The organism is Paenibacillus sp. WG02 (assembly GCF_055396115.1).
In genome coordinates, this window is the sequence record NZ_AP036016.1 from 221,900 (window position 1) to 246,813 (window position 24,914).

The window sequence follows — 24,914 nt, forward strand, 5'->3', positions numbered from 1 at the left end:
GGGTTGGATGATAGTTGAAACTCATGGGGATTGTACTGGCCGCAGGACAAGGGAAACGCATGAAATCGAAGCTGTACAAGGTGCTTCATCCGGTTGTAGGTAAGCCAATGGTGGAACACGTTGTGGACACGCTTCAGCATATAGAAGTAACAAAAACACTAGTCATTGTTGGATTCGGGGCGGAAGCCGTGAAGGGACATCTGGGAGATCGAGTGGAGTACGCTTTACAGGAGCAACAGTTGGGAACGGGTCATGCTGTTCTTCAAGCGAAGGAAGCTCTTGGCGAAGAGGAAGGGATGACGGTTGTTATTTGCGGCGATACACCGTTGATATCGGAAGCCACCTTGATGAGCACCATTGAGCTGCATGAGCTGTCTGGAGCGTCTGCGACAATTCTGACAGCAAAACTCGATGAGCCGCATGGTTATGGACGTATTATTCGCGGAGAAAATGGCCGAGTAGCAAGGATTGTTGAGCAGAAGGACTGCAGTAGTGAGGAAGCAGCTGTTCAGGAGATCAACACAGGTACTTATATTTTCGATAATCGGAAACTATTCAAGGCTTTAGCGTCGGTTACGAACAATAATACGCAAAACGAATACTATTTGACTGATGTCATTGGGATTATGACAGGCGGAGGAGAAATAGTTCAAGGCTACTGCATGGAGGACAGCGAAGAGTCGATCGGTGTGAACGATCGTGTGGCACTTGCTGAAGCCGAGCGGTTGTTCAAAGCGCGTATTAACCGTGAGCACATGTTGAACGGGGTTACGATTGTAGATCCATCTAATACGTATATTGAAAAAGATGTTACCATCGGCATGGATACGGTGCTGCTGCCGGGTACTATTTTGCGGGGGCGTACGGTTATTGGGGAACAATGTACAATTGGACCGCAAACGGAAATTATCGACTCGACGATTAGGGATGAGGTTACGATTAAACAATCCGTCCTTCAGGAAGCCTATGTGGATAATGAGGCTAGTGTTGGGCCGTTTGCTTATTTGAGGCCTGGTGCTAATATTGGGAAGCAAGTGAAAATTGGTGACTTTGTTGAGATTAAGAACGCGACACTAGGTGAGGGATCGAAAGTTTCTCACTTGAGCTATGTAGGGGATGCAGTTGTTGGTACGAATGTAAACATCGGCTGCGGCGCCATTACCGTGAACTATGACGGATTCAATAAGAGTTTAACGGAAATTGATGATGATGCCTTTGTGGGCAGTAATGTGAATTTGATTGCCCCTGTGAAAATTGGCAAGGGCGCTTATGTTGTTGCAGGCTCTACAATTACACATTCTGTAGATGATGGCGATCTAGCGATTGCCCGTGAGAGACAATCCAACAAGCCCGGCTATGCTGATAAAATTAGAGCACGAGCAAAAGCGAAGAAGGAAAATAAACAGAACAAAGTGTAAATTCACGATCTAGGAACGGTAAATCTCACTTTGTGAGGATGAAATTGGATGGAACTTCTTGAGGTTGGGTAGGCTATGAACTAGCTGTTACCCACTTGGCACTGCTTATCCAAGCAAGGTGCTGAGCAAAACCCTTAGGAGGTTCTTTTTCTTATGGCATTTTCATTAAAAGCGGAATCCCGCAAAGAAACAACGAAATCAGACATTAAACAACTACGTGCTAAGGGCAGAGTTCCGGCAGTTGTGTATGGCCAGAAGGTTGCCTCTACGGTCATTACAGTTGACCAGAAGGAACTGATGTCACTGCTCCGCCAAAATCCGCATGCGATTATTGATTTGGACATGCCAGACGGAAGCGGCAAGCAGCCGGTGATGATCAACGAAATCCAGCGGGACCAACTAAAGCGAGAGCGGCTGCTTCATATCGATTTTCATCAAATTAATATGGATGAGCCTGTTAAAACGGTCGTTACCTTGGAATTTATTGGTGAGGCTGAAGGGGCTAAAGAAGGCGGTATTGTGCAGATTCAGATGCATGAGCTGGAGATACGGTGTTTGCCCAATCAGATACCAAGCTCGATCAAGGTAGACATTTCGAATGTCGGACTCGGAGACAACATACTAGTAAACCAACTCTCCGTCCCTGCGGGGATTGAAGTGAAATCTGACTCTAATGATTTGGTTCTCACGGTACTTGCACCTCAGAAAGAGGCTCCTGTAGAAGAGCCAGCCAATAATGAAGAGAAGGTTGGACAAGCGGAAGTCTCGAACGAGGCTGCGACTGAAGGACAGCCGGTATAGTCCGAATAAACGACAAGGAACCCTCACCGATATGTGAAGGGTATCCTTTTTTGCTGATTTGTAAGCGCTTAATATCCGGGTCGTGAAAGAAATACATGCGTATTCCGGTTGTAGAATGTATTATTTACTTTGATAAAATACAGAGTGTAGATTTCAATGAAGCCTATATCCTTATGTACATTTTGATAGTATACTTGGACGGGAATACAGGATTCAGCATGATCTTGAAAATGAAGATCGGTTGAAAGCTGTTGACCATTTAGATACATAGGACTGATTCACCCACAGCTTTAAATTTGATGGTTCATTTTTCAGTAGATAAGAAAGTATAAGTTTTATACTTTTGCTCCGCATCTACCTTGACAAACGCGCTCGTCCCATAAGGACGACGGAGTCGTTAATGCTTGTATAGGTAAACAATAACCTCTAGATGATGGATCCGCAAAGGATTTTTTAGTTTAACTTTAGGAGGATTTAGAAGAAGATGAAATGTTTTATTGGACTGGGTAATCCGGGAAAACAATATGAGATGAATCGACATAATGTTGGTTTCATGGCCATTGACCGTTTTGCTGCCAAATGGGGTATTACTTCTTTTCAAAATAAAAGTAAGGGGCTTCTAGGCGAAGGTATGGTAAATGGTACGAAGGTATATTTACTTAAACCGATGACTTACATGAATCTTTCGGGCGAATCCATGCGAGCGTTCTTGGACTTTTATAAAGCGAAACTGGAAGACGTTACGATTGTTTATGATGATATGGATACATCCTTCGGTCAAATTAGACTCCGTTATCAGGGAAGCCCTGGCGGTCACAACGGGATTAAATCCATTATTCAACACGCTGGGACACAAAGCTTCAATCGCATTCGAGTAGGTGTGAACAGGCCTGCACCCGGCTATAATATTGCCGATTATGTCTTATCAAACTTTTCCAAAGACGAGATGAAGTCGATAGATGAGGTACTGGACCTCACCTGCGAAGCCATGCTGTTCAGTCTAAGTGAGTCATTCGAAAAGACGATGGCGAAGTTCAATAAATAAGTAAAGCTCTCCGCTTCAGATTCATTGTATGCAAGTCGACTATTCGAAAATGACAATGGCACATTCGGCTAATTTCTCCGAAGAATGGCCATACTAGGATGTAATCGAATAGTCGAAGGAGGCATACATATATGATTAAGTATATTTGCAGACATTGTCATACCTTTGTTGGGGAAATTAATCAAAATTCGATCACGGAGCAGCAGTTAGGCTTCCATTTCTTGACCCCCGATGAGCGTAGAGATATAATATCGTATAACACGAATGGAGATGTTACGGTAAGGGTCGTTTGCGACTACTGTCGCGAGGCATTAGATGCAAACCCAGAACTGTCCCTGCTGGCAAGTCCGTTGCAGTAAATTGATGAAGATAAAGAGTCAATAGCCGAGGCAAGTGTGCCGAGGCTTCTTTTTGTGAGGGGAGTGTACTTGTTTGCAAGCTTTAATTCAAGCTTTTTCTACGGATAGCGACTTTCAAACGATCGTGACAGGCCTCAGGTCCGAAATGAAAGAGCAGCTCGTTGCCGGACTTACCGGTTCCTCCAGGCAGATAATGATTGCCACTCTCGCGCGCGAGTTAGAGCGCCCGCTGTTCATTGTTACTCATAATATGTTCGCCGCTCAGAAAATAGCGGAGGATTTACTAGAATGTCTATCACCTGATAAAGTGCTGCTCTACCCATCTCAAGAGCTTCTGACAACAGAAGAAGCGGCTTCCAGCCCGGAGATGCTAGCGCAGCGTATTGACGTTCTCACTAAGCTAGCTGGCGGTTTCCGCGGGGTTGTAATTGCGCCTTTTGCCGGTGTGCGCCGACTGCTTCCGCTCAAGCAAGTATTCGAGGAATCCCGCGTTACGGTCAACGTAGGGGATGCCGTTCAATTGGATGAGCTCCTAGGTACTTTATCCAGTCTAGGTTACGAACGTGTGGAGCGGGTTGAGACCAAAGGTGAAATGAGCGTACGCGGCGGAATTCTGGATTTATTTCCACTAACGTCGGAGAATGCCATTCGGATTGAACTGTTCGATGTCGATGTTGATTCTATTCGTACTTTTGATGTAAGTGACCAACGTTCAATTGATAAATTAAACTCGATAACGATTCCCCCTTGCCGCGAGATTCAAGCGGATAGAAAGCGGTTACAATCGGCGGCGCAGCATGCCTATGAGCTGCTTCAAGCGCAGCTGGAGAAAATGACGGACCGATCAGCCAAAGACAAGCTGCTCGAAGGCATTGGACATGATATTGAACTGCTTCGTGAAGGGCAGACGTTTCCTGGTATTTATAAATATATTTCGCTTTTATATACGGAAAGACAGACCCTCATGGACTACATGCCTAAGGATACTGTGCTGATCATCGACGAACCGGCCCGATTGCTGGAGACAGCCAAACAGCTGGAACGCGACGAGGCAGAGTGGATGATGCATGCGCTGACAGAGGGGAAGAGCTTGCCGGCTTTTGTGCTGTCCAAATCGTATGAAACTTTGCTGCATCGCAGGCCTTTCCCGACCTTATATGTATCGCTATTTTTGCGTCAAGTGGCAGGGATTCAACCGCAAAACATCGTAAACTTCGTTTGCCGTGTCATGCAAAACTTCCATGGACAGATGAATCTCCTCAAAGCGGAGATGGAACGCTGGAAGAAAAATGGAAGCAATGTGATTTTGCTGGCAAACGGGGAGGACCGTGCTGAGCGTGTTCGGCGGGTGCTGCAGGACTATCAAATTGACATCCCCGAAATTGTAGATGGGAATTTGCAGACAGGGTTTGAAATGCCTTCGATCCATTTGGTTGTCATTACGGAAGGCGAGATCTTTACACAGAAACAGCGTAAAGCACGTAAGGTCGAGAAGAAGCTGGAGAACGCTGAGCGTATCAAAAGCTATCAAGAGCTTAAGGTTGGCGACTATGTTGTTCACGTGAATCATGGGATCGGGAAGTATGTTGGGATCGGCACTTTGGAAGTAGGCGGTATTCATAAGGATTACCTCCACATCATGTATGCTGGCGGTGATAAGCTGTCTGTACCGATTGACCAGATTGATTTGATCCAGAAATATGTAGGTTCCGAAGAGAAGGAGCCGAAGGTTTATAAGCTCGGAGGCGCTGACTGGGCTAGAGTGAAGAGCAAGGCGCGGGCATCCGTTAAGGATATTGCCGATGAGCTGATCAAGCTCTATGCAGAACGCCAAGCTGCAACCGGCTACGGATTTAGTAAAGACAGCTCATACCAGAACGAATTCGAAGCGATGTTCCCTTACGATGAAACGCGGGATCAGCTTCGCGCAATCGAAGAAATTAAGGGAGACATGGAGAAAGCGCGTCCGATGGACCGTTTGCTTTGCGGCGATGTAGGCTATGGGAAGACGGAAGTTGCGGTTCGCGCGGCCTTCAAGGCAGCGATTGACGGCAAACAGGTGGCTGTTTTGGTGCCGACAACGATTTTGGCTCAGCAGCATTATGAAACGTTCCGTGAACGGTTCTCAGGCTATCCTTTTAATGTCAAAGTATTAAGTCGTTTCCGCTCCAAGAAGGAGCAGACCGAAGTTATGAAAGGTGTTAAGAAAGGGACGGTTGACGTCGTTATTGGTACTCACCGGCTATTGTCGCAGGACGTGCAGTTCAAAGATCTTGGTTTGCTAATCGTCGATGAGGAGCAGCGGTTTGGCGTGTCCCACAAAGAGAAGCTGAAACGGCTCAAGACGAATGTGGACGTGCTCACACTGACGGCAACACCAATTCCGAGAACCTTACACATGTCGATGCTAGGTGTTCGTGATTTATCGGTTATTGAGACTCCGCCGGAAAATCGTTTCCCTGTTCAGACCTATGTGGTCGAATACGGGCCAACGCTGGTTCGAGAGGCGATTGAGCGGGAATTAGCCCGTGAAGGTCAAGTGTATTATTTATATAACCGTGTACAAGGTATTACTCAGATTGCTGATCAGATTTCCATGATGATTCCGGATGCCCGCGTTACTGTGGCACATGGACAAATGGGCGAGCAGGAGCTGGAGAAGACGATCCTTGATTTCCTCGATGGCGAATACGATGTGCTAGTAAGTACGAGTATTATCGAGACGGGTGTCGATATTCCAAATGTTAATACACTGATTGTTCACGATGCGGATAAAATGGGGCTGTCCCAGCTGTATCAGCTGCGTGGACGAGTAGGACGATCTAATCGCGTAGCTTATGCTTACTTCACGTATCAGCGGGATAAAGTGCTTACGGAAGTGGCGGAGAAACGCCTCCAAGCGATTAAAGAGTTTACAGAACTTGGATCAGGCTTTAAAATTGCGATGAGGGATTTATCTATTCGCGGCGCTGGAAACTTGCTTGGCGCTGAGCAGCATGGTTTCATTGCATCTGTCGGATTTGATTTGTACTCCCAAATGCTAGCGGAAGAAATTGCAAAGCTGAAACTAGAAATAGATGGGGAAGCACTCATTCCAGAGCCGGAATGGAATACTTCCATCGATATACAATTGGATGCGTATTTACCATCCGACTACATCTACGACAGCATGCAAAAAATCGAAATTTACAAAAAAGTGGCCGCCATTCGGACGTTGGAAGAAGCCGCGGATCTGCATGATGAACTGGTAGATCGTTTCGGCGATCTGCCGCAGGCCGTATTCAACTTACTGACAGTGGCTCGTTTGAAAGCATACGGTTCGGAGTACCGGATTGAAACGATCAGCCAAAAAGGGGATGATTACCTAATCAAGGTGCATATTGACCAGAATGGCAGGCTGGAAGGACAGAAGCTTATTGCATTGTCCAAAGGCTTCGATGGTCGAATCAAGTTGAACGCGGACCCGCAGTTTCATATCGTTATTCGATGTAAAGGCATGAAGCCAGAAGCTTCCATCGAATTGGTGGAGAAGTTTCTGGTACAATATAAGGATGTTCTGAAAACGAAAGGGGAATTACAGGATGTTGCCAAATGATACTAGTACACAACGACGTTTTTCGAGAAAATGGATTTTAAGCATGGTAGCATTGCTCCTTGCATTTTCAGTCTTAAGCGCATGTGGAAGTAAAAAGGAAGGTGCAGCAACGGCTTCACCTTCAACTTCACCTTCTGCTACTGCAGCAACTGCCGGTAATCCGAGTGACGTGATTGCTACTTATAAAGAGGGCGGTAAAATCACACGCGGCGAGTTTAACTCTTTCATCAGTGTGAACAAAATGTTCTCACCGCAGCTGGCGCAATTCATGACAGACCCGGCTTTTCAACAAGATATGTTGAAGCAAATGGTAACTTTCCGTGTGCTGTCCGCTAAAGCGGATGATAAAGTGAAAGCTGATGCAGACAAACAAGTGACAGAACAAATGAAAGCCATCACGGATTACTTCGGTAAGCAAGAAGGCGGAATGGACAAGCAGTTAAAAGACAATGGTATCGAGCTTAAAGATATCGAGTCCTTAATGAAAATGAGCTTCTACACGATGGGCAGCATGGAGAGTAAAATAACCGACCAAGCTGTACAAGATTCCTACAAAGAACAAGCAGCTACTCATGCTTTTGATATTGCAACAGTTAGCCACATTCTGATTTCCTTGAAGGATGCAGCCACACAAAAAGATTTGCGTACCAAAGATGAAGCTTTGGCAAGAGCCAAAGAAGTGAAAGGGAAACTGGATAAAGGCGGCGACTTCGCAGCGCTTGCGAAAGAATATTCCGACGATCCAGGCTCCAAAGATGCTGGCGGTACGTATAAAGATGCAGACATCAATCAATGGGTGCCTGAATTCAAACAAGCAGCTAGTACGCTTCCTTTGAACACAATCAGTGATCCTGTTGAATCCTCTTTTGGTTACCACGTGATGAAAGTGGAGTCCAGAAGCACGAAACCACTGGATGATACGCTCAAAACACAAATCAAATCTCAGCTTGCGGAGAAATCCCTGTCTGAATTTGCAGAGAAAGAATATCCGAACTTGATTCAAACCAACAATCTGCCGAAACCGGAAGCGAGCCCAGCTCCAGCAGCAAGTCCTGCTGCAAGCCCAGCAGCAAGCCCGGCGGCTAGTCCAGCTGCAAAGTAAGAACTTACCAGGATGTCCGATAACGGGCATCCTGTTTTTATTTGTTATTTTTGGACATGATAATCGCAGCAGGATGCAAAGCTAAATAAAGTAAATTCCGTAGAAAAGCGTCTGCATAGAAGAATGGGAAGTGAAGAATACTATGGATAGAATTCGAGTTCCCACCAAATCCCGATCTAGCATACAAGATTTCATGCTCCTGTCGTATCTAATTACTGAGCGGAAAGTGAGGCATCTAGAGGTATGAAAGCAACTGGAATTGTCCGTCGGATAGATGATTTAGGGAGAGTTGTGATTCCCAAGGAAATACGACGCACACTACGCATTCGCGAAGGTGACCCTTTGGAAATTTTCGTGGATCGAGATGGTGAAGTGATTCTTAAGAAATATTCACCTATCGGTGAACTTGGTGATTTTGCCAAGGAATATGCGGAATCGTTATTTGAAAGCACGAATCATGTGGCCCTAATCTCAGATCGAGATAACATTATTGCGATGGCTGGGGGGTCCAAGAAAGACTATTTTGAAAAGTCGGTTGGATCGATCGTTGAATCCTGTATGGAAAATCGCAAAGCGATTCTGGAAAGCGGCAGTGGTCAATTTGAGCTTATTAAGGATACCAATGAAACGTTTTCTTCTTTCGTGGCTGCTCCGATCGTAGCCGGCGGTGACCCTATTGGATGTGTCATTTTGCTCTCCAAAGATGAGAGTGTGAAAATGGGGAATATGGAAGTTAAGATGGTGGAGACCGCGGCTGGATTTTTGGCAAAGCAGATGGAGCAATGAAAGAAAAATAAGACATAAAGGCTTCCTTACCGAGATGCCCCGCATCTGTAAGTGAAGCTTTTTTTGTCTGCCATGACGGATTTCGTTATAATATGTCTATATACGTGAAGTCAGGGTAGAGGAGAAGTAGGATGGGGGACGCCGACAAGGGGCATCAAGGTCATAAAGAGGAGCTCCAGAGGAATGTCGGTAAACAGGGTGCCAAGCTGTTAAAAGGTGCTGCTCTACTTGGGGCTGCCGCGATTCTCTCTAAACTATTGGGAACACTGCAGAAGATTCCGCTGCAAAATGTTGCCGGTGATACGGCTTTTGGTATTTATAATGCGGTTTATCCGCTCTATATTCTGATTTTGTTTGCGGCTACTGCCGGATTTCCGGTAGCTGTTTCCAAGTTTGTAGCCGAACGAGCTATGGATGGTGATCATCAAGGGGCTAGACGAATTGTCCATGTCTCCACAGGGATATTAATGGGCACCGGTTTTGTTGTGTTTGTTTTGTTGTACTTCGGAGCTGGTGAGATAGCCAGTTGGATTGGCATAAGCCAGACTGAAAGGGCGATCCGAAGCGTATCCTTCGCACTGCTGTTATCCCCGATGCTTGCTGTCCTGCGCGGTTATTTTCAAGGGTACCAAAATATGGTGCCGACTGCTGTTTCACAAGTGATTGAGCAGCTTATAAGAGTGATCACCATGGTCGCGCTGCTGCTCTATATGGTGGCATTGGCTTATGACGAGGAGTGGATTGCAGCAGGGGCTACGTTTGGCTCTGTGACAGGTGCTGCAGCTGGGTTGATCGTGATGTATGTTTATTGGCGGAAGGCGATGAGGCAGGAACGGGATAAGGAAAGGGACAGGGACCGATTGCATGGAGTGAATGAAGTGGAATGGAGACAGTCTGGGGAAACAGAGGGACAGAGGCAAGATGTCATGAGTGAGGGTGACGGGCTGCTGTGGAAAGAACGGAATTGGCAGGGACCAGATGAGGGAATGCGTAAAGAGGGTGGGCTGTATTCTGAGGAGTGGAACAGCCAGGGGGCGAGTGATGGGAAGCGAAAGGAAGGCGTGATGCAGCCCAAGGAACTTTCCTCCTGGGAGTGGGCGAAACGCATTACGGCTTATGCGATTCCTGTTTGCTTGGGTGCTATTGTGGTTCCACTGCTCACGCTTGTCGACACGTTTACCATGCCGCGTCTTCTCGAGGCCGCGCAAGGGAGTGAGGGGGAAGCCATGCGGCAGTTCGGGCTTTATAACCGAGGGCTTCCACTCGTTCAGCTCGTAGTCATGATCGCTTCCTCGATGTCCGCGGTGCTAGTTCCTGCTCTTGCTGAAGCCAAGGCAAGAAGGCAGGACGAACTCATCCGCTCTCGGGCTGAGATGGCGATAAGGCTCTCCTGGCTCATCGGGCTCGGAGCCTCGTTCGGACTTGCCTTTGCTGCCGTGCCGATTAACGTGATGTTATACAAAAGTAATGAGGCCAGCTGGACGATGGCCGTGCTTGCCTTCACGGCCTTGTTTAGTACGCTGAACGCTGTCTCGGCCAGCGTTCTCCAGGGCGCCGGCGCGATCCGCACGCCGGTGAAGGCTTTGCTCGTTGCCATCGTGCTGAAAGCACTCGGCAACGTGGTGTTGATGCCCCGCTGGGGCATCGACGGCGCCGCGCTGAGCGCGGTGATCGCCTATGCCGCTGCGGCGGGGCTGAATCTGGTGCAGCTGCGCCGCTGCACCGGGGCGCGCTTCGCGCTGCGGCCATACGCCGTCAGTCCCGCGCTTGGCGTGGGGCTGATGGGCGGCTGCCTCGCAGCGCTGCAGCTGCTGGCCATGCCTGCTGCGGCGGCATGGCACGTGCCTGAGCGATTGAGCGCTAGCGCAATCGCCTTTGTAGGCGTAGTCGGCGGCGCAGCCGTCTACGCGCTTGCGCTGCTGCGCAGCGGCAGCATCAGCCGCGAGGAGCTGCGGCTGATGCCGGAGCTGGACCGGAAGCTGGCGCCGGTCCTGGCGAAGCTATGGCCGGCGAAGGCAGCCGTCGCCCCCCGCGACGACGGCTGATCGCTCCTTTTTGGTTAATAAGCTGCAAAAACTACAGTTAAATCAGCGTTACTTCGTTGTTTTCACTAATTTGCTGCATTTCCTACAGTTAAATGTCATTCAAAATGCCGAATCGGCTGATTTCCTTTAAATTAGCTGCACATTTTGCAGCAAAACTTGCTGGATAGTGGTTCTGAGCTAAGATTACCTGCACTTTCTGCAGCAAACGTCTGTTGATGGGGAACAGGTGTGGCAGCTCTGGATTGCGCTTTTGAGCTCAGGTTACCTGCGTTATCTGCAGCAACCGTCGGTTGATGGGGAACAGATGTGGTAGTTCTTGAGTTTGCTTTTGAGCCAGATTACCTCCACAATCTACAGCTACCACTCTAGACTGGTGCCGACTAGTATAGAAACTTTTGACTAATCCATATATCCCATGATTACACATAGCAGTTAACCAATAATCAGGAGGTGTTTCCTACATGTCAATAACGAACCCGCAAATAACCGTCCTCGGACTCGGAACGGGGGATGAAGATCAGCTTACCCTAGGTGTCTGGAAAAAGCTGCAGCTGGCCTCCAAGGAGCAAGCCGTGCTTTTCCTGCGAACGAAAGATCATCCGATGGTTCAGATGCTGGATACGAATCAGATTCCTTACCAAACGTTCGACGAGAATTACCTAGCTCACCAAACCTTCGAACAAGTGTACGAATCGATTGCAGAGGCGCTTATTCAATCCGCCAAGACGCAATCCTCCGAAGTTATTTATGCAGTACCAGGCCATCCGATGGTGGCGGAATACACAGTACAGCTTCTGAAACAACGTTGTCCATCCGAGGGTATCACGCTCCAAGTCATCGGCGGGGAGAGCTTTCTAGATCAAGCGTTTCTACGATTTGGTTTTGACCCGATTGATGGCTTTCAATTGCTTGACGCGACCAGCCTGAGCCGTTATACTCTAAATCCGCAGCTTCATACTGTTATTGGACAAGTGTATGATACCCTTACGGCATCGGATCTTAAGATCAGCCTTATGGAGGCTTACCCTGATGATTATCGTGTCGTGGTCGGTCATTCCTTAGGTGTAACGGGCGAGGAGCAAATTATCGAAGTGCCTCTACATGAGTTGGATCATGTCAAAGGTTACGGCAATCTGTCTCTCGTTTGGGTGCCTCGCAGCGAGCAAGATGAGCTGTATTACCGCACTTTTGGCCGATTGCATGAAATTGTTCAAATCCTGCGCAGCCCAGAAGGCTGCCCCTGGGATCGTGAGCAGACGCATGCTAGCCTGCGCAAAAATCTCATCGAAGAAGCGTACGAGGTTCTTGAAACAATTGATGAGGACGACCCGGAGCATATGTGTGAGGAGCTTGGCGATCTGCTTTTGCAAGTGATGCTGCATGCGCAGATGGAAGAGGAAATTGGCACGTTCACCGTTTATGATGTCATCGCCACATTGAATGAGAAACTCATCCGCCGTCACCCCCATGTATTCGGTGAGAACAAGGCTGAGGATGCAGACGAAGCTCTTGTGAACTGGAATGCCATGAAGGCGGAGGAGAAGCGTAAGAAGGGCATTGATGTCACGAAGCAATCCGTACTTGACGGTGTGCCACGCGAGCTGCCAGGCCTTATGAAGGCGATGAAGCTTCAGAAAAAGGCAGCGACAGTTGGATTTGACTGGTCAGAGCTGGAAGATGTCCTGAATAAAGTGGAAGAAGAGTTAACTGAGCTGCGTGAAGCCATCGTCAAACCGTCCGATACGGGGGCACAAGATCGGCTTGAGGAGCTGGGCGACGTCCTTTTCTCTATCGTTAATGTTGCTAGATTCTTGAAGGTTGATCCGGAAGAGGCGATTGCGCAAACGAACCGCAAATTCGTTCAAAGATTTTCGTATATCGAAGATCAACTACGTTTAAAAGGGCTTTCTTTTGAACAAACTGATTTATCAGAGATGGAAAATTTATGGCAAGAAGCAAAAAAAGTTGCAAAACTCAAATCGTAATAGAAGGATTTTGCCGAAAAAAGCAGAATACTAAATTTGGTGTAAGGTTGAATATGGAAATATAGTATAGAGATATTGAACATAGTTCGAAGTCTCTCAGCTTTGCAAAATGGGTACATAGTAGAAGACTAGATCTTCAAACATTTTTGGGAGGTAAAGAAACCACATGAACAAAACAGATTTGATCAACAACATTGCAGAAAAAAGCGGACTTACTAAGAAAGACGTTGAAGTTGTACTTAACGGATTCCTTGGTGAAGTAACGGACGCTCTTTCATCCGGAGATAAAGTTCAATTAATCGGTTTCGGAACATTCGAAACTCGCAAACGTTCGGGTCGTACAGGCCGTAACCCACAAACAGGAAACCCAATCGTGATCGCGGAATCCAATGTTCCTGCTTTCAAAGCGGGCAACAAGCTTAAAGACGCTGTAAAATAATGCGTATCGATAAGTTTCTCAAAGTATCTCGTCTCATCAAACGTCGCACCGTTGCGAAGGATGTGTCTGATCAAGGGCGCGTCTGGATCAACGGTAGAGATGCGAAGGCGAGTACACACGTGAAAGTCGGAGATGAGCTCTCTATTCAATTCGGTCAGAAAAAGGTGACGATTCGAGTGGAGGTTCTTTCGGAGTCGACCCGCAAAGAAGACGCTGCTCAGATGTACACCCTGCTGAAGGAAGAAGCTTTTCAATCCGAATAACGCTGCAAGTTGTGAAACAGCCTGAGATTCCTGAATAGGGGTCTTGGGCTGTTTTTATATTTGAATGACGGCTAATGCATGGTTCTAAAAAAGGACATCCTCCCATATCGTAGTGATAGATGAAGGAGGGGTACAGGCCATGATTGAACCCGTGAAAAACACGAATAAGCGGCAAGAAATTAAAATGCTGAATCGCAAGCTCTTGGAGATCTCCGGAGTTTTGAACGTAGAGAGCTTTGACAGTGAAGAGTTCCTCCTTGAAACGGAAATGGGCTACTTGATGATTAAAGGGCAGAATTTGCACATCAAGAACTTAAGTTTGGAACAAGGATTGGTCGCCATAGAAGGAATCATTCACGAACTAGCTTATGTGGATGGAAATACCCAGGAGAAATCCAAGGGTTTCCTTGGTAAATTGTTTAAGTGACCTTAGGCGTCCAGTTCCATACGATCTTCATGATGTTCCTGAGCGGAATCGCCATAGGTGCGATCTTTGATGTGTTTCGTGTGCTTTCTGGCAAGCTGAGACTGCCGCGATGGACGATTCCGTTCGTTGATATGGTTTATTGGATTGTGGCGACAATCCTCGTGTTCCGTCTGCTCATTTACAGTAATGAAGGACAAGTTCGTGTATTTATTTTTCTGGGGATGGGTATCGGCATTTGTTTTTATTTCGCCTTCCTCAGCACTTGGGTCATTCGTCTAACGCTGCTTCTCATTCGAATTACGATTGCTATTTACCGTTTCATTGCAAAAACTGTCGAATTGGTCATCATTAAACCGATTATTGGCTTATATCGTCTAACTGTGATAATTTTAGGCTTTTTACTAGCTGTAGCTATATTCCTTTATAGAATTGTGCTACAATTGCTTTATCCTGTGTGGAGATTACTCCTTTGGATGACTCGGCCTGTGCATAAATATTTTGTTATCCCTGTTTGGTTGAAGAAACTCAAGGGTAATATCTTATTGATCATTCGCAGGTTATTCTCAAAGTAGGAGGCATTCCTATTCATGCAAGCTAAAGCAACCGTTCCAACCAAGCGCAGCAACAGTATAGGCTCGAAACGAAGACTGCGTTTTCTAATGATTTTTGTCCTATGTTTTATGAGCTGGGCTGCTGTGAACATTTGGGGGCAGTTCGCTAAGCTGCAAGAGAAGAGTAGTGTCGTAGCGAATATGGAGCAACAGCTGGTTGAGGCCAAAAAACTCAAAGAGCAAACAACGAAAGAAGTCGCTCGACTTCATAATGACGAGTATTTGGATCAAATTATTCGTCGAGATTTTCATTATAGTAAAACCGGAGAGACGCCATTGAGTGTCTCAAAGTCGCAATAAAAATCAACAAGAAGAAGAGGCTGTTGCCGTGTTGACCGTGGTTTCTGCATCGGTTATAATCGGCGTAGCCAGTGTTTTCAACATTTTAAGGGAGGAACATTTTACTTTATGGCAATTGAAGTTGGCACCAAGTTAGAGGGTAGAGTGACGGGGATTACTCACTTTGGAGCATTCGTCGAGCTTGCTGAAGGAGTTACCGGTCTTGTTCACATTTCGGAGATCGCGGACAATTATGTGAAAGACGTTAATGACCATTTAAAGCTGGATGACAAAGTATTGGTCAAAGTGATTAACGTGGACAAGGATGGCAAGATCGGATTGTCGATCAAGCAGACGGTTGACAAACCAGTTGAGGAAAGACCAGCTCGTCCTGAACGTACAGGTGGCAGCAGCTATCAAGGACGTCCAAGTGGAGATCGTCCAGGAGGCTACCAAGGTGGTCGTCCAAGTAGCGGCGGAGAACGTAGTGGTCCTCCAAGCGGTGGTCCCGGTGGTGGTGGCGGTCGTCCAGGTGGCGGCGGTGGCTTCAATCGAGGCGGCGGTGGTGGCGGTCGCGGCGGCTTTAACAAGCAGCAAGGCGGAGCTAGACCGTTTTCGTTCGAAGATAAAGTATCTCGGTTCCTTAAAGATAGTGAAGAGCGGATTTCGTCTTTGAAAAAGAACACCGAGTCCAAACGCGGTGGCCGAGGCGGAAGAAGAGACTAATAGATGCAGTAACGAACCACATTCGCTTAGGCGAGTGTGGTTTTTTTTACATTTGCGGGTAAGTGAGCTTCTCCCTAATTGGGATGGTTAGTTTTCATGCCTCATCGTTCAGTAAGGGACAATATCTTCTTGCAACTGATATGCCTAACCAAATTCTGAGTTGTTCAACAGCTTCGTGAGGGAAGAGTGGCTTACCAATGTTGCATTTTCTACAACAATTTTAACTCCAAAAGGCTATTTTGCAGCTTGAAGTTGTAGTTCCTACAACATTTCTAACCCATTTGTTGCGAAATCGCCAATATTTGGCCTAATTGTTGTACATTGTGCAACAACAATGGGAGAAAGCCAGGATCTAGGCAGCAATTGTTGTACTTTTTACAACATCATTCCATTGATAAGGGGGATTCATTCATCTGGCGCCCGCGCCTTAAAAATTAGGCTCTCGACCAAGGACAGCGCAAGCCTGTTTTTTTATCCAATCGTCAAATAGTTAAAATAACGCAAAGAACAATCGACATGGAATTACGGGTATCTCCCCCATATGCAGGGCGAAAGTTCGAGGCAATCAGACTTTTGGAAACGTTTTCGATAGGGTAAAGCGAGACTAGGCAAGGGCTGAGGCATGGTGACAAAGCGAACGCGGCTTGTCGGAAATTTCTTTGAATCTATCAACTCATTCTGACAAACTTTCTGCTAGATTGTCTCTATACTAGAGAAACAAATAAGGAAAGAAATGGATGGTGTTCGAAAACATGCAGAGAAGAAGCTTAAGCGCAGTGATTGGTGGCGGTTGGTCGGGATTATGGCAGAAAGCGAAAGCAGGCGCACTTAGCGCAGCCGTGGAGAATCGATTCGTACAAGCCTTTGTAGCTAAGAAGTGGTCTTTACTGCTCATCGTGATGGCTTTCTTGCTTGGACGTGCGATGATTTTGGAACAGCTATCTCCATTTGCTCTAGCGTTCATTGCTGTGATTTATTTTACAAGAAGAGATATTTTACACTGGGTAGGGATTGCCGCATTTGCTGGAAGCTTACTTTCACTAAGTTCGAATACAGGTTATCTGGTTACGGAAATCATCGTGTTCTTGCTCATCCAAAAGGCATTAGAGAAATTTGAACGCTCCGACCTTTCGTTAGCGCCACTGCTAGTATTCAGCTCTACCTTGTTGGTTCAGCTCTTTGCGGAGCTGGTAGTCTCGAACCTAAGCTGGTATACACTTATGATGGTCTCCGTTGAGGCACTGCTAAGTCTAGTGCTGACGCTAATTTTTATTCAAGCTATACCTGTATTTACGCTTACCCGTAAGAACTACCATTTGAAACATGAGGAAATTATTTGTCTGATTATCTTGTTAGCTTCTGTAATGACAGGAACGGTGAGCTGGGTTGTAGGTCCAATTACCGTTGAACATGTGCTGTCCCGTTATTTGATTCTATTATTTGCGCTGGTGGGGGGAGCGCCTTTCGGAGCTTCGGTAGGTGTCATCACAGGATTAATCTTAAGTCTTGCGAATAGCAATGCGGTTTATCAAATGAGTTTACTGGCTTTCTCGGGGATGCTAGCAGGGCTTCTCAAAGATGGTAATCGATTGGCTGTTGCTTTCGGAATGCTGTTGGGGTCATCGATACTTGCTTTCTATATGGGGTCAGGGGCTGACGTGATCAACTCCACCTGGGAGTCGCTTGCAGCTGTTGCACTCTTCCTGTTGACACCTCGGAGCTTAATTCTGACACTTGCTAAATATGTACCTGGCACGCAGGAAAATCTGAAATCCCAACAGGACTATGCGAAGCGGGTTCGCGATGTTACAGCCGGACGTGTGGAACAGTTCTCCGAAGTGTTCCGCCAGCTGGCGCGGAGCTTTAAGCAATTGACGACGGATGATGCGGTGAGCCGCAAGGAGGAGGAAGTTGGACATTTCATGAATGCGGTTGCGCAGAAGGCTTGTGATTCCTGCTGGAAAAAGAGCCAGTGCTGGGATCAAAAATTTTATCAAACCTATACGTATATGACCGATATGATGACCCAAATTGAGATGAAGGAGAGTATGACGAAGAAGAATATTCCACCGGAATGGAGGAAGGTATGCATTCGCACAGATCAAGTGTTGGATGTGATGAAGCAGCAATATGGCTTGTACAAGAATGATTTGCATTGGAAAAAGCAGATTATGGATAGCCGGCATCTCGTGGCTGATCAGCTATCGGGCGTGTCCCAAGTGATGGAGGACTTGGCCAAGGAGATTAAACGGGAAGGACAGGAGCTGTTCCTTCAAGAAGAGCAAATTCGTAATGCCCTAGAGGAGCTGGGCTTATCCATCCATACCATCGACATCATTTCCTTAGATGAAGGAAATATCGAGATTGAAATCATTCATCAATACACGAAGGGCTTCGATGAATGCCGGAAAATCATTGCGCCGCTCTTGAGCGAAATCATCGGCGAGAACGTCGCCGTCATGCGTGAAGAGATGCATGCGCGCGGCGAGGGTTACAGCACGGTCGTATTCGGCTCCGCCAAGGAATACGAGGTTGAAACCGGGGTCGCCGGCGCAGCCAAGGGGGGCGACCTCTTCTCGGGCGACAGCTTCTCCACGGTGGAGCTAGGCAATGGCAAGTATGCCGTGGCGCTTAGCGACGGCATGGGCAACGGCGAGCGCGCGCGTGCGGAGAGCCAGACGGCTCTGAGCATCCTGCAGCAGCTGCTGCAGTCGGGCATGGACGAGAAGCTGGCGATCAAGTCGCTGAACTCGGTGTTGATGCTGCGCTCTTCGGATGAGATGTACGCGACCGTAGATATGGCTTTGATCGACATGTACAACGCAAACACAACGTTCATGAAGATTGGCTCTACGCCTAGCTTCATTAAGCGCGGGACGGAAGTGATCTCGATATCGGCTAATAATTTGCCGGTCGGTATCTTGAGCGAGATTGACGTTGATCTGGTCTCGATTCCGCTCCAATCCGGTGATATCCTCGTCATGATGACAGATGGCATCTACGATGCACCGGGACATGCGGTAAACAAAGAGATGTGGATGAAGCGGATGATTCAGGAGATCGATACGACGATGCCGCAGGATTTTGCGGACTGTTTATTAGAAAGGATTTTCCGCCACCATCATGGTGAAATTCAAGATGATATGACCGTTGTTGTTGCTCGGGTTGAGAAGAGGCAGCCTGAATGGGCCACATTCCGCTGGCCAGGCATTACGCGAATGGAGCGTCCGAAGACGGTTAGTTAATGGAGGAATAGAAGCCATAACAGCTCATTTGCTGTTATGGCTTTTTATTTGCTGCTATTCCCTTAAGATTAAACAAGTAAATTAATACCCAAATAGGTTGCGCACAGAATTAGAAGCATGCTTAACTTATTTATAGGTTTGTTTACAAATCATGCCAAATCTAATTTTCCTCGGAGTATCATTATTGCGTGAGATCCAAGAGAAGGCGGTGCCATTTGTGATTAGAAAAAAGCTATCACTGTTATTTATCGTTCTTGGGATTATCATTTTTCTTTATCCAACGCTAAACGATCGTTATGAGAGCTATCAGCAGAGCAAAATTTTGAAACAATGGCAGGAAAATCTGCAGAATATGGATCAGACAGCCTCTGACATCGAGGAGGAAACGAATGCGGGGTTGGTCGCGCCTTCTTCCAGTCCGGAAGTGGAAGCTCTGCCAGCAAGCAGCTCGCCGAGCAGTCAACCAAGCAGTCAGCCAGGCCCCTTAGCCGCAGAAATGACACCGAAGCCTGTTACTTTGCCGCAGAAGAATATAGAGGGTGTCCTCACAATCGATAAAATTAATTTAAAGCTCCCTATTTTGACAGATGCAACCGTGAATAATTTGAAGATTTCCGTTGCTAGTATTGCCAAAACAGGCAAAGTAGGAGCTGTTGGTAACTATGCCATTGCGGGTCATCGAAACCTGACCTACGGGAAAAATTTTAATAGATTAGATGAAGTTACTGAAGGGGATTTCATAGAAGTGAATACAGGGAGCAAAACGTATATCTACAAGGTAGTGGACAAACAGTATGTCCTCCCAGAGGATGTCTGGGTGCTGAAGGGTAACGGCAAAGATCGGGAGATTACGCTAATAACTTGTCATCCTATGGAAAATCCGACTCATCGTATTGCCATTAAGGGAATCCTGGTGCAGTCTAAGGAATAAAATGTAATATTTTGTCTATCCAGAGAGACAAGCCTATGTTAAGATTGCACTATCACTATAGTGATTATAGGGATTCGGTGCGTTCCTCCGATAAAGGCAAATCTAGCGAAAACTAGAGACGCAAAACTAAAGGGCCTTCCTTAGCCGAACTAAGTTGGCAGCCAGTTACCGAAAGGGGATTTTTTTGTGTTCAAAAAGCCAATCATACGAACGATCATTGCTGCGGTTCTGTTTACTCTTGCTCCGCAAGGGATATTTGCAGCTTCCAATCCTTCCGTGATCGATAAAGATGCTCTGAATAAAGGAATTATCTCGGTTCATTATTCAAACGATAAGAACGCCAAAGTTCTCGTACGAATAATGAGAGAAAATGTCAAATATGATTACACCTTCGCAGAAGGGGACCAGTACCCTTTGCAGCTTGGAAACGGACCGTATAAAGTGCTGATTGGAGAGTCCATAGGAGCTAATAAATATAAAGTTGTTGCGCAAGAACAAATAGATTTAGAGATGGAAGACGAGAATGCGGTATTTCTACAGTCCATTCCTTTGATCGATTGGAACGATGAATCGAAGGCGGTCATTGAGGCTAAGCAATTAGCTGGAGATAAAGAAAAAGATATCGACAAAATAAAGGCCATTTATGGATATATCACAACACATTTCCAGTATGATTACGAGAAGGCCCAAAGTGTAGCAGACAATTATGTACCTAATCTGGATATGGTCTACGAAGCGTCCAATGGAATTTGTTATGACTTTGCTGCTACTTTTGCGGCAATGGCAAGAAGCCAGGGGATTCCAACCCGTCTAGTTATGGGATTTGAAAGCCATGCGCCAGATACTTATCATGCGTGGAATCAAGTATTCCTAAAGGAAAGTAAGGAATGGGTGACGATCGATACCACGTATGACGCTGTTCATATACAAGCCGGTGAAACAATAGATATTATAAAAAACGATCATAATTATCAAATTTCCAAAATATATTAGAGTAAATGAAGAAACCTGTACTCAACTGAGTACAGGTTTTTTTGTGCCGTTCATGTTAAAAAAACATTAAATTCCAAGATTTACAATACAAGTTGTATCATATAGTATTAAAAATGATACAATTTGTTTCAAGTGCATAAGTTGCAACTAATAATCTCAATAAAAATTAATCATGAATGGAGGTATGAATTTATGTTGAAGAAAAAGACGAGTGCGCTGCTGATTACTTTATTAATTTTTATGCAGAGTATTTACGGAATTGGCTTTACTACCAAGGCTAGTGCGAACACGATTTCAAACAATATTCTTGACAGCGTGACGATGGCTGTGTATGACAGCTCGGGACAAGTTGTGACCGGCAATGTTTACGATCCTAACTCCAAAGTGCAGCTAGACTATACATGGTCTTTGCCAAACGGTCATGGGTACCATAGTGGTGATACGTTTACGTTCACTCTGCCGCAGCAATTTTTGCTTTTCAACGATATCAGTGGCGGTTTGGACATGGGACCGAATCAGTTGGGAACTTTTCATGTGGATCAGGCTAGTCATCAAGTGTTGATTACTTTTAACAACTACATCGAAAGCCATGACAATGTACATGGCACGCTCACTTTCAGAACACAGTTAGATATAAGTAAACTTACGGAGAGCACAACGGTAACGATTACAATTCCGATTCAATCTGGCGAACAGATTTTCATCCTTCATCTAAAGCCCTCGGTCACTTCCACAATCGAAAAGAGAGGCGTACCCTCTGGGTTTAACGCGAAAGATATTCATTGGACCGTGGATGTGAATAAGACGCTGGATTCTGTTCAGAACGCCGTGGTGACGGACCCTATTCCCATAGGTCTATCTGTTCCTGTAACTGTAGCTGTTTATGATTTAGGGGTTCATCTAGATGGAACGGTCGTACAAGGAGCATTGGTGGATAGCAGTAAGTATACAGTTAATAGAACAGGGGCGGATCTTTCTGTTCGATTCAATGAATCTCCTATTCATACGGCTTACCGCATTCAATATACGACACCAATAACCGATTTTGACAAAGATATCTTTGTGAATACAGCAACGTTTGGAGGGAGTAATAAAAATCCTGTTCAAGCCTCTGCGACAGTCCATATAACGCGTGGAAGTTCTTTGGATAAAATAGCGGAAAGCTATAGTCCAATTACGCAAATTATTGGTTGGGGAATCAAATATAATTATAATGAAAGGACAATTGCCCAGTCAGCAGCATTCCTAAAGGACTTATTCAATGATACACAAGAAATTGTTGCAGGATCCCTTCATATCTATCCCGTAACGTTCAATTCAAGTGGGAATGAGACACTGGGAAGTGAATTGCCGACTGGGGAGTACACCGTCACAACGGAAACAGCTGCTGGCAAGAAAGGATTTAAACTGCAATTTAATCATGATATTTCATCGGCCTATAAAATTACTTATCAGACCAAGGCAAGTAATCCGGTTTTGAATAATGCGATCATTACGAATACCGTTACGTCCGGCAGCGGAGCAAGTGATTCAGCATCACGGGCTATTGAACAGGGGGCAATTTTTAAGTATCCTGGAATCGCAGATTACAAGGCCAAAACCGTATCGTGGCTTATCATCATTAACAGAGACAGTCAGTTGATGAACAATCTAGTTGTGACCGATACATTTTCGAATAAAGGATTGCGTTTCAAGCCCGATTCGTTAGTTATTAAAAAAGGTAACGTGGTCTTACCGTCGGCGAATTATATCCTTGATAGTTCTGTCGGTGCTGAGGATGGGTTCAAAGTTAAATTCACGAATGCGATCTCAGAACCAATTTCGATTGTTTACCAAACAGAATTCAATATAGATTTGATCAGTCCTCCGGGAACTACTAATTTCATGAATTCAGCTAAGGCGGATTGGATCGACAGCGCTGAAAAAACAAAGACGCAAACAGCAACTGCAACATTTATTCCGAGAAATGAAGTGAAGAACAACGGGTTTAAATACGGTGGTTATAACGCTGTTACTAAAGAACTCACATGGACAGTGGGGGCTAACTATAACGGCAAGACTCTTACAGATGCTAAAGTTCAAGATACGCTAGAGTCCAATCAAATCTTTAATGTTAATTCGCTTGATTCGCTTGAAGTATATAAAATGACCATTCCGGAAAATGGCAACGCAACACAGGGTGAAAAGATAGCCCGCTCAAAGTATGAATACACAGTAGATAACCAAAACAAGCTAGTTGTTCATTTCCTTCAACCCATTTCGGAACCATTTTACATCGTTTTTAAAACGAGTCTGCAAGGTCAACTGATTAACAGCACGGTTTCTAATACGGCTAAAATTTTTGATGGAACTAAGCCGGCTTCCAGCGATCTCAAAGCGACCCTGCCCATTCCTAAAGGCGGAGAATATGTGAGTAAAAGCGGAGGGCAAAGCGGAGATAAAATAAACTGGTCAGTCCAAATTAATTATGGTCAATCTACATTAAACGATGCGAAAATCATAGATACACCGTCATTCAACCAACAATTATTGCCAAATTCATTCCATTTGTTTGCTACGACCGTGGCTAGTAACGGGAATGTCATGAAGGGGTCCGAATTGACAAAGGGCGTATACACGCTTGTTATTAATACGGATAATCAAGGTAAACAAACATTTGAGCTGAGTTTTGTCAATCAGATAACGACCGCGTATATTTTGGAATATCAATCTTTAATTAGGGCTAATGATCACGAAACGGTATGGAATAAAATCAGTCTTAGCGGTACTAACGAAACCACTATCACGAAAGAAACGACCAAGGAAATTGTGGTAGGTGTATCGGACGGATCTGGCACCGGCAGCGGAGTTCGAGGGTCATTAACGGTTATGAAAATTGACTCTGCCAACAACACCTTAGTGCTCAGCGGCGCAACCTTTGAACTGTATCGTAAATCGGGTGTTACAAAAACGTTTATTGACAGGTTAACAACAGATGAAACAGGTTCTGTCATCTTTAACAATCTACTTGCAGGCGATTATGTGGTGATTGAAATAGCGGCTCCTTCTGGTTATGGAATAAATAAAGAGGATAATCCGATAACCCTTCAACCAGGAGATGAACTTTATCTCAATGTGATCAACACGAAGACAACACCAACACCAACACCAACACCAACACCAACACCAACGCCAACGCCAACGCCAACACCAACACCAACACCAGAACCGACACCAACACCAGAACCGACACCGACACCAACACCAACACCGACACCGACACCAACACCAACACCAACACCAACACCAACGCAAACGCCAACGCCGACGCCGACGCCGACACCAACACCAACACCGACACCGACACCGACACCGACACCAACGCCAGAATCGACACCAACGCCAACGCCAACACCGACACCAACGCCAACGCCAACGCCGACGCCGACGCCGACACCAACACCAACACCGACACCGACACCGACACCGACACCAACGCCAGAATCGACACCAACACCGACGCCAACACCAACGCCAACACCGACACCGACACCGACACCGACACCGACACCGACACCAACACCAACACCAACACCAACACCAACACCAACACCAACACCAACACCATTGCCAAGTGTAACGCCAACACCTTCAACGGGGCCTGACATTCCGATTGATACTGATAATGATGTGCCCTTAGGAGGAATTCCGCCTATCACGAAGCCAGAGACCCTCCCAAAGACAGGAGAATCTAGCCATCTGTACGTGGAAATTGCAGGCATCACTTTAATCTTACTAGGTCTTATCCTAAGAAGGAGATTCACTAGGTAAATCTTCAATCTTGAGACAGTCCGCCATTACCATTGGGTGGGCTGTCTTTTTATT

19 protein-coding genes and 1 riboswitch are annotated in these 24,914 nt (G+C 46.1%); all 19 genes read left to right on the forward strand.

Annotated features, from left to right (window positions below):
- The first annotated feature begins 14 nt into the window (after positions 1 to 14).
- The gene (gene glmU / locus ACBP55_RS01000) at positions 15 to 1,418 is read left to right on the forward strand and encodes a bifunctional UDP-N-acetylglucosamine diphosphorylase/glucosamine-1-phosphate N-acetyltransferase GlmU (RefSeq protein WP_464649109.1); all 1,404 of its coding nucleotides are present in this window, start codon (positions 15 to 17) and stop codon (positions 1,416 to 1,418) included.
- Between the two features lie 153 nt (positions 1,419 to 1,571).
- Entirely contained in the window at positions 1,572 to 2,219 is a 648-nt protein-coding gene (locus ACBP55_RS01005) for a 50S ribosomal protein L25 (RefSeq protein WP_464649110.1), read from the forward strand.
- Between the two features lie 484 nt (positions 2,220 to 2,703).
- On the forward strand, positions 2,704 to 3,264 hold the full coding sequence (gene pth / locus ACBP55_RS01010; RefSeq protein ID WP_029197997.1) for an aminoacyl-tRNA hydrolase: 561 nt from the start codon (positions 2,704 to 2,706) through the stop codon (positions 3,262 to 3,264).
- Between the two features lie 131 nt (positions 3,265 to 3,395).
- A complete protein-coding gene (locus ACBP55_RS01015) occupies positions 3,396 to 3,623 on the forward strand; it encodes an anti-sigma-F factor Fin family protein (protein WP_029197996.1) in 228 nt (75 codons plus the stop codon).
- 73 nt (positions 3,624 to 3,696) lie between these two features.
- Entirely contained in the window at positions 3,697 to 7,218 is a 3,522-nt protein-coding gene (gene mfd / locus ACBP55_RS01020; RefSeq protein ID WP_464649112.1) for a transcription-repair coupling factor, read from the forward strand.
- A gap of 43 nt (positions 7,219 to 7,261) precedes the next feature.
- Positions 7,262 to 8,320: a peptidylprolyl isomerase gene (locus ACBP55_RS01025; RefSeq protein WP_464649114.1), complete on the forward strand. Its 1,059-nt coding sequence runs from the start codon at positions 7,262 to 7,264 to the stop codon at positions 8,318 to 8,320.
- Between the two features lie 243 nt (positions 8,321 to 8,563).
- Positions 8,564 to 9,106, forward strand: coding sequence for a stage V sporulation protein T (gene spoVT / locus ACBP55_RS01030; RefSeq protein WP_029197993.1), 543 nt, complete (start codon positions 8,564 to 8,566; stop codon positions 9,104 to 9,106).
- A 131-nt stretch (positions 9,107 to 9,237) separates the two neighbouring features.
- Entirely contained in the window at positions 9,238 to 11,151 is a 1,914-nt protein-coding gene (locus tag ACBP55_RS01035; protein ID WP_464649116.1) for a putative polysaccharide biosynthesis protein, read from the forward strand.
- A gap of 461 nt (positions 11,152 to 11,612) precedes the next feature.
- On the forward strand, positions 11,613 to 13,136 hold the full coding sequence (gene yabN, locus ACBP55_RS01040) for a bifunctional methyltransferase/pyrophosphohydrolase YabN (protein ID WP_464649118.1): 1,524 nt from the start codon (positions 11,613 to 11,615) through the stop codon (positions 13,134 to 13,136).
- A gap of 166 nt (positions 13,137 to 13,302) precedes the next feature.
- Complete coding sequence (locus ACBP55_RS01045) at positions 13,303 to 13,575, forward strand: HU family DNA-binding protein (RefSeq protein ID WP_029197991.1); 273 nt, start codon at positions 13,303 to 13,305, stop codon at positions 13,573 to 13,575.
- Positions 13,575 to 13,838 (forward strand): RNA-binding S4 domain-containing protein, encoded by a 264-nt coding sequence (locus ACBP55_RS01050; RefSeq protein ID WP_029197990.1) that lies wholly within the window; start codon positions 13,575 to 13,577, stop codon positions 13,836 to 13,838. Before ACBP55_RS01045 ends, ACBP55_RS01050 begins: the two co-directional genes overlap by 1 nt.
- A 139-nt stretch (positions 13,839 to 13,977) precedes the next feature.
- A complete protein-coding gene (gene yabP, locus ACBP55_RS01055) occupies positions 13,978 to 14,265 on the forward strand; it encodes a sporulation protein YabP (RefSeq protein WP_029197777.1) in 288 nt (95 codons plus the stop codon).
- Positions 14,262 to 14,837 carry a spore cortex biosynthesis protein YabQ gene (gene yabQ / locus ACBP55_RS01060; protein WP_464649121.1) on the forward strand — a complete coding sequence of 192 codons (576 nt, stop codon included), beginning with the start codon at positions 14,262 to 14,264 and terminating at the stop codon, positions 14,835 to 14,837. The genes yabP and yabQ overlap by 4 nt, the downstream gene beginning before the upstream one ends.
- Before the next feature lie 15 nt (positions 14,838 to 14,852).
- Positions 14,853 to 15,176, forward strand: coding sequence for an FtsB family cell division protein (locus ACBP55_RS01065; protein WP_029197779.1), 324 nt, complete (start codon positions 14,853 to 14,855; stop codon positions 15,174 to 15,176).
- Between the two features lie 108 nt (positions 15,177 to 15,284).
- Positions 15,285 to 15,881: a S1 domain-containing RNA-binding protein gene (locus ACBP55_RS01070; RefSeq protein ID WP_056833811.1), complete on the forward strand. Its 597-nt coding sequence runs from the start codon at positions 15,285 to 15,287 to the stop codon at positions 15,879 to 15,881.
- 752 nt (positions 15,882 to 16,633) lie between these two features.
- A complete protein-coding gene (gene spoIIE, locus ACBP55_RS01075) occupies positions 16,634 to 19,126 on the forward strand; it encodes a stage II sporulation protein E (RefSeq protein ID WP_464649124.1) in 2,493 nt (830 codons plus the stop codon).
- A gap of 217 nt (positions 19,127 to 19,343) precedes the next feature.
- On the forward strand, positions 19,344 to 20,057 hold the full coding sequence (locus ACBP55_RS01080; RefSeq protein ID WP_464649126.1) for a class D sortase: 714 nt from the start codon (positions 19,344 to 19,346) through the stop codon (positions 20,055 to 20,057).
- 85 nt (positions 20,058 to 20,142) lie between these two features.
- Positions 20,143 to 20,230, forward strand: a riboswitch (cyclic di-GMP riboswitch).
- 13 nt (positions 20,231 to 20,243) lie between these two features.
- Positions 20,244 to 21,050, forward strand: a complete 807-nt coding sequence (locus tag ACBP55_RS01085) for a transglutaminase-like domain-containing protein (RefSeq protein ID WP_464649128.1) — start codon at positions 20,244 to 20,246, stop codon at positions 21,048 to 21,050.
- A 192-nt stretch (positions 21,051 to 21,242) separates the two neighbouring features.
- Positions 21,243 to 24,860, forward strand: a complete 3,618-nt coding sequence (locus ACBP55_RS01090; RefSeq protein ID WP_464649130.1) for a collagen binding domain-containing protein — start codon at positions 21,243 to 21,245, stop codon at positions 24,858 to 24,860.
- Positions 24,861 to 24,914 lie beyond the last annotated feature (54 nt).

Excerpts from the sequence above, each read along its gene's own strand:
- yabP (WP_029197777.1), top strand. The coding sequence starts at position 13,978 with ATGATTGAACCCGTGAAAAACACGAATAAGCGGCAAGAAATTAAAATG.
- ACBP55_RS01090 (WP_464649130.1), top strand. The coding sequence starts at position 21,243 with ATGTTGAAGAAAAAGACGAGTGCGCTGCTGATTACTTTATTAATTTTT.
- ACBP55_RS01005 (WP_464649110.1), top strand. The coding sequence starts at position 1,572 with ATGGCATTTTCATTAAAAGCGGAATCCCGCAAAGAAACAACGAAATCA.
- ACBP55_RS01025 (WP_464649114.1), top strand. The coding sequence starts at position 7,262 with ATGGTAGCATTGCTCCTTGCATTTTCAGTCTTAAGCGCATGTGGAAGT.
- pth (WP_029197997.1), top strand. The coding sequence starts at position 2,704 with ATGAAATGTTTTATTGGACTGGGTAATCCGGGAAAACAATATGAGATG.
- ACBP55_RS01035 (WP_464649116.1), top strand. The coding sequence starts at position 9,238 with ATGGGGGACGCCGACAAGGGGCATCAAGGTCATAAAGAGGAGCTCCAG.
- ACBP55_RS01070 (WP_056833811.1), top strand. The coding sequence starts at position 15,285 with ATGGCAATTGAAGTTGGCACCAAGTTAGAGGGTAGAGTGACGGGGATT.
- spoIIE (WP_464649124.1), top strand. The coding sequence starts at position 16,634 with ATGCAGAGAAGAAGCTTAAGCGCAGTGATTGGTGGCGGTTGGTCGGGA.
- ACBP55_RS01065 (WP_029197779.1), top strand. The coding sequence starts at position 14,853 with ATGCAAGCTAAAGCAACCGTTCCAACCAAGCGCAGCAACAGTATAGGC.
- ACBP55_RS01045 (WP_029197991.1), top strand. The coding sequence starts at position 13,303 with ATGAACAAAACAGATTTGATCAACAACATTGCAGAAAAAAGCGGACTT.
- spoVT (WP_029197993.1), top strand. The coding sequence starts at position 8,564 with ATGAAAGCAACTGGAATTGTCCGTCGGATAGATGATTTAGGGAGAGTT.
- ACBP55_RS01015 (WP_029197996.1), top strand. The coding sequence starts at position 3,396 with ATGATTAAGTATATTTGCAGACATTGTCATACCTTTGTTGGGGAAATT.
- ACBP55_RS01050 (WP_029197990.1), top strand. The coding sequence starts at position 13,575 with ATGCGTATCGATAAGTTTCTCAAAGTATCTCGTCTCATCAAACGTCGC.
- yabN (WP_464649118.1), top strand. The coding sequence starts at position 11,613 with ATGTCAATAACGAACCCGCAAATAACCGTCCTCGGACTCGGAACGGGG.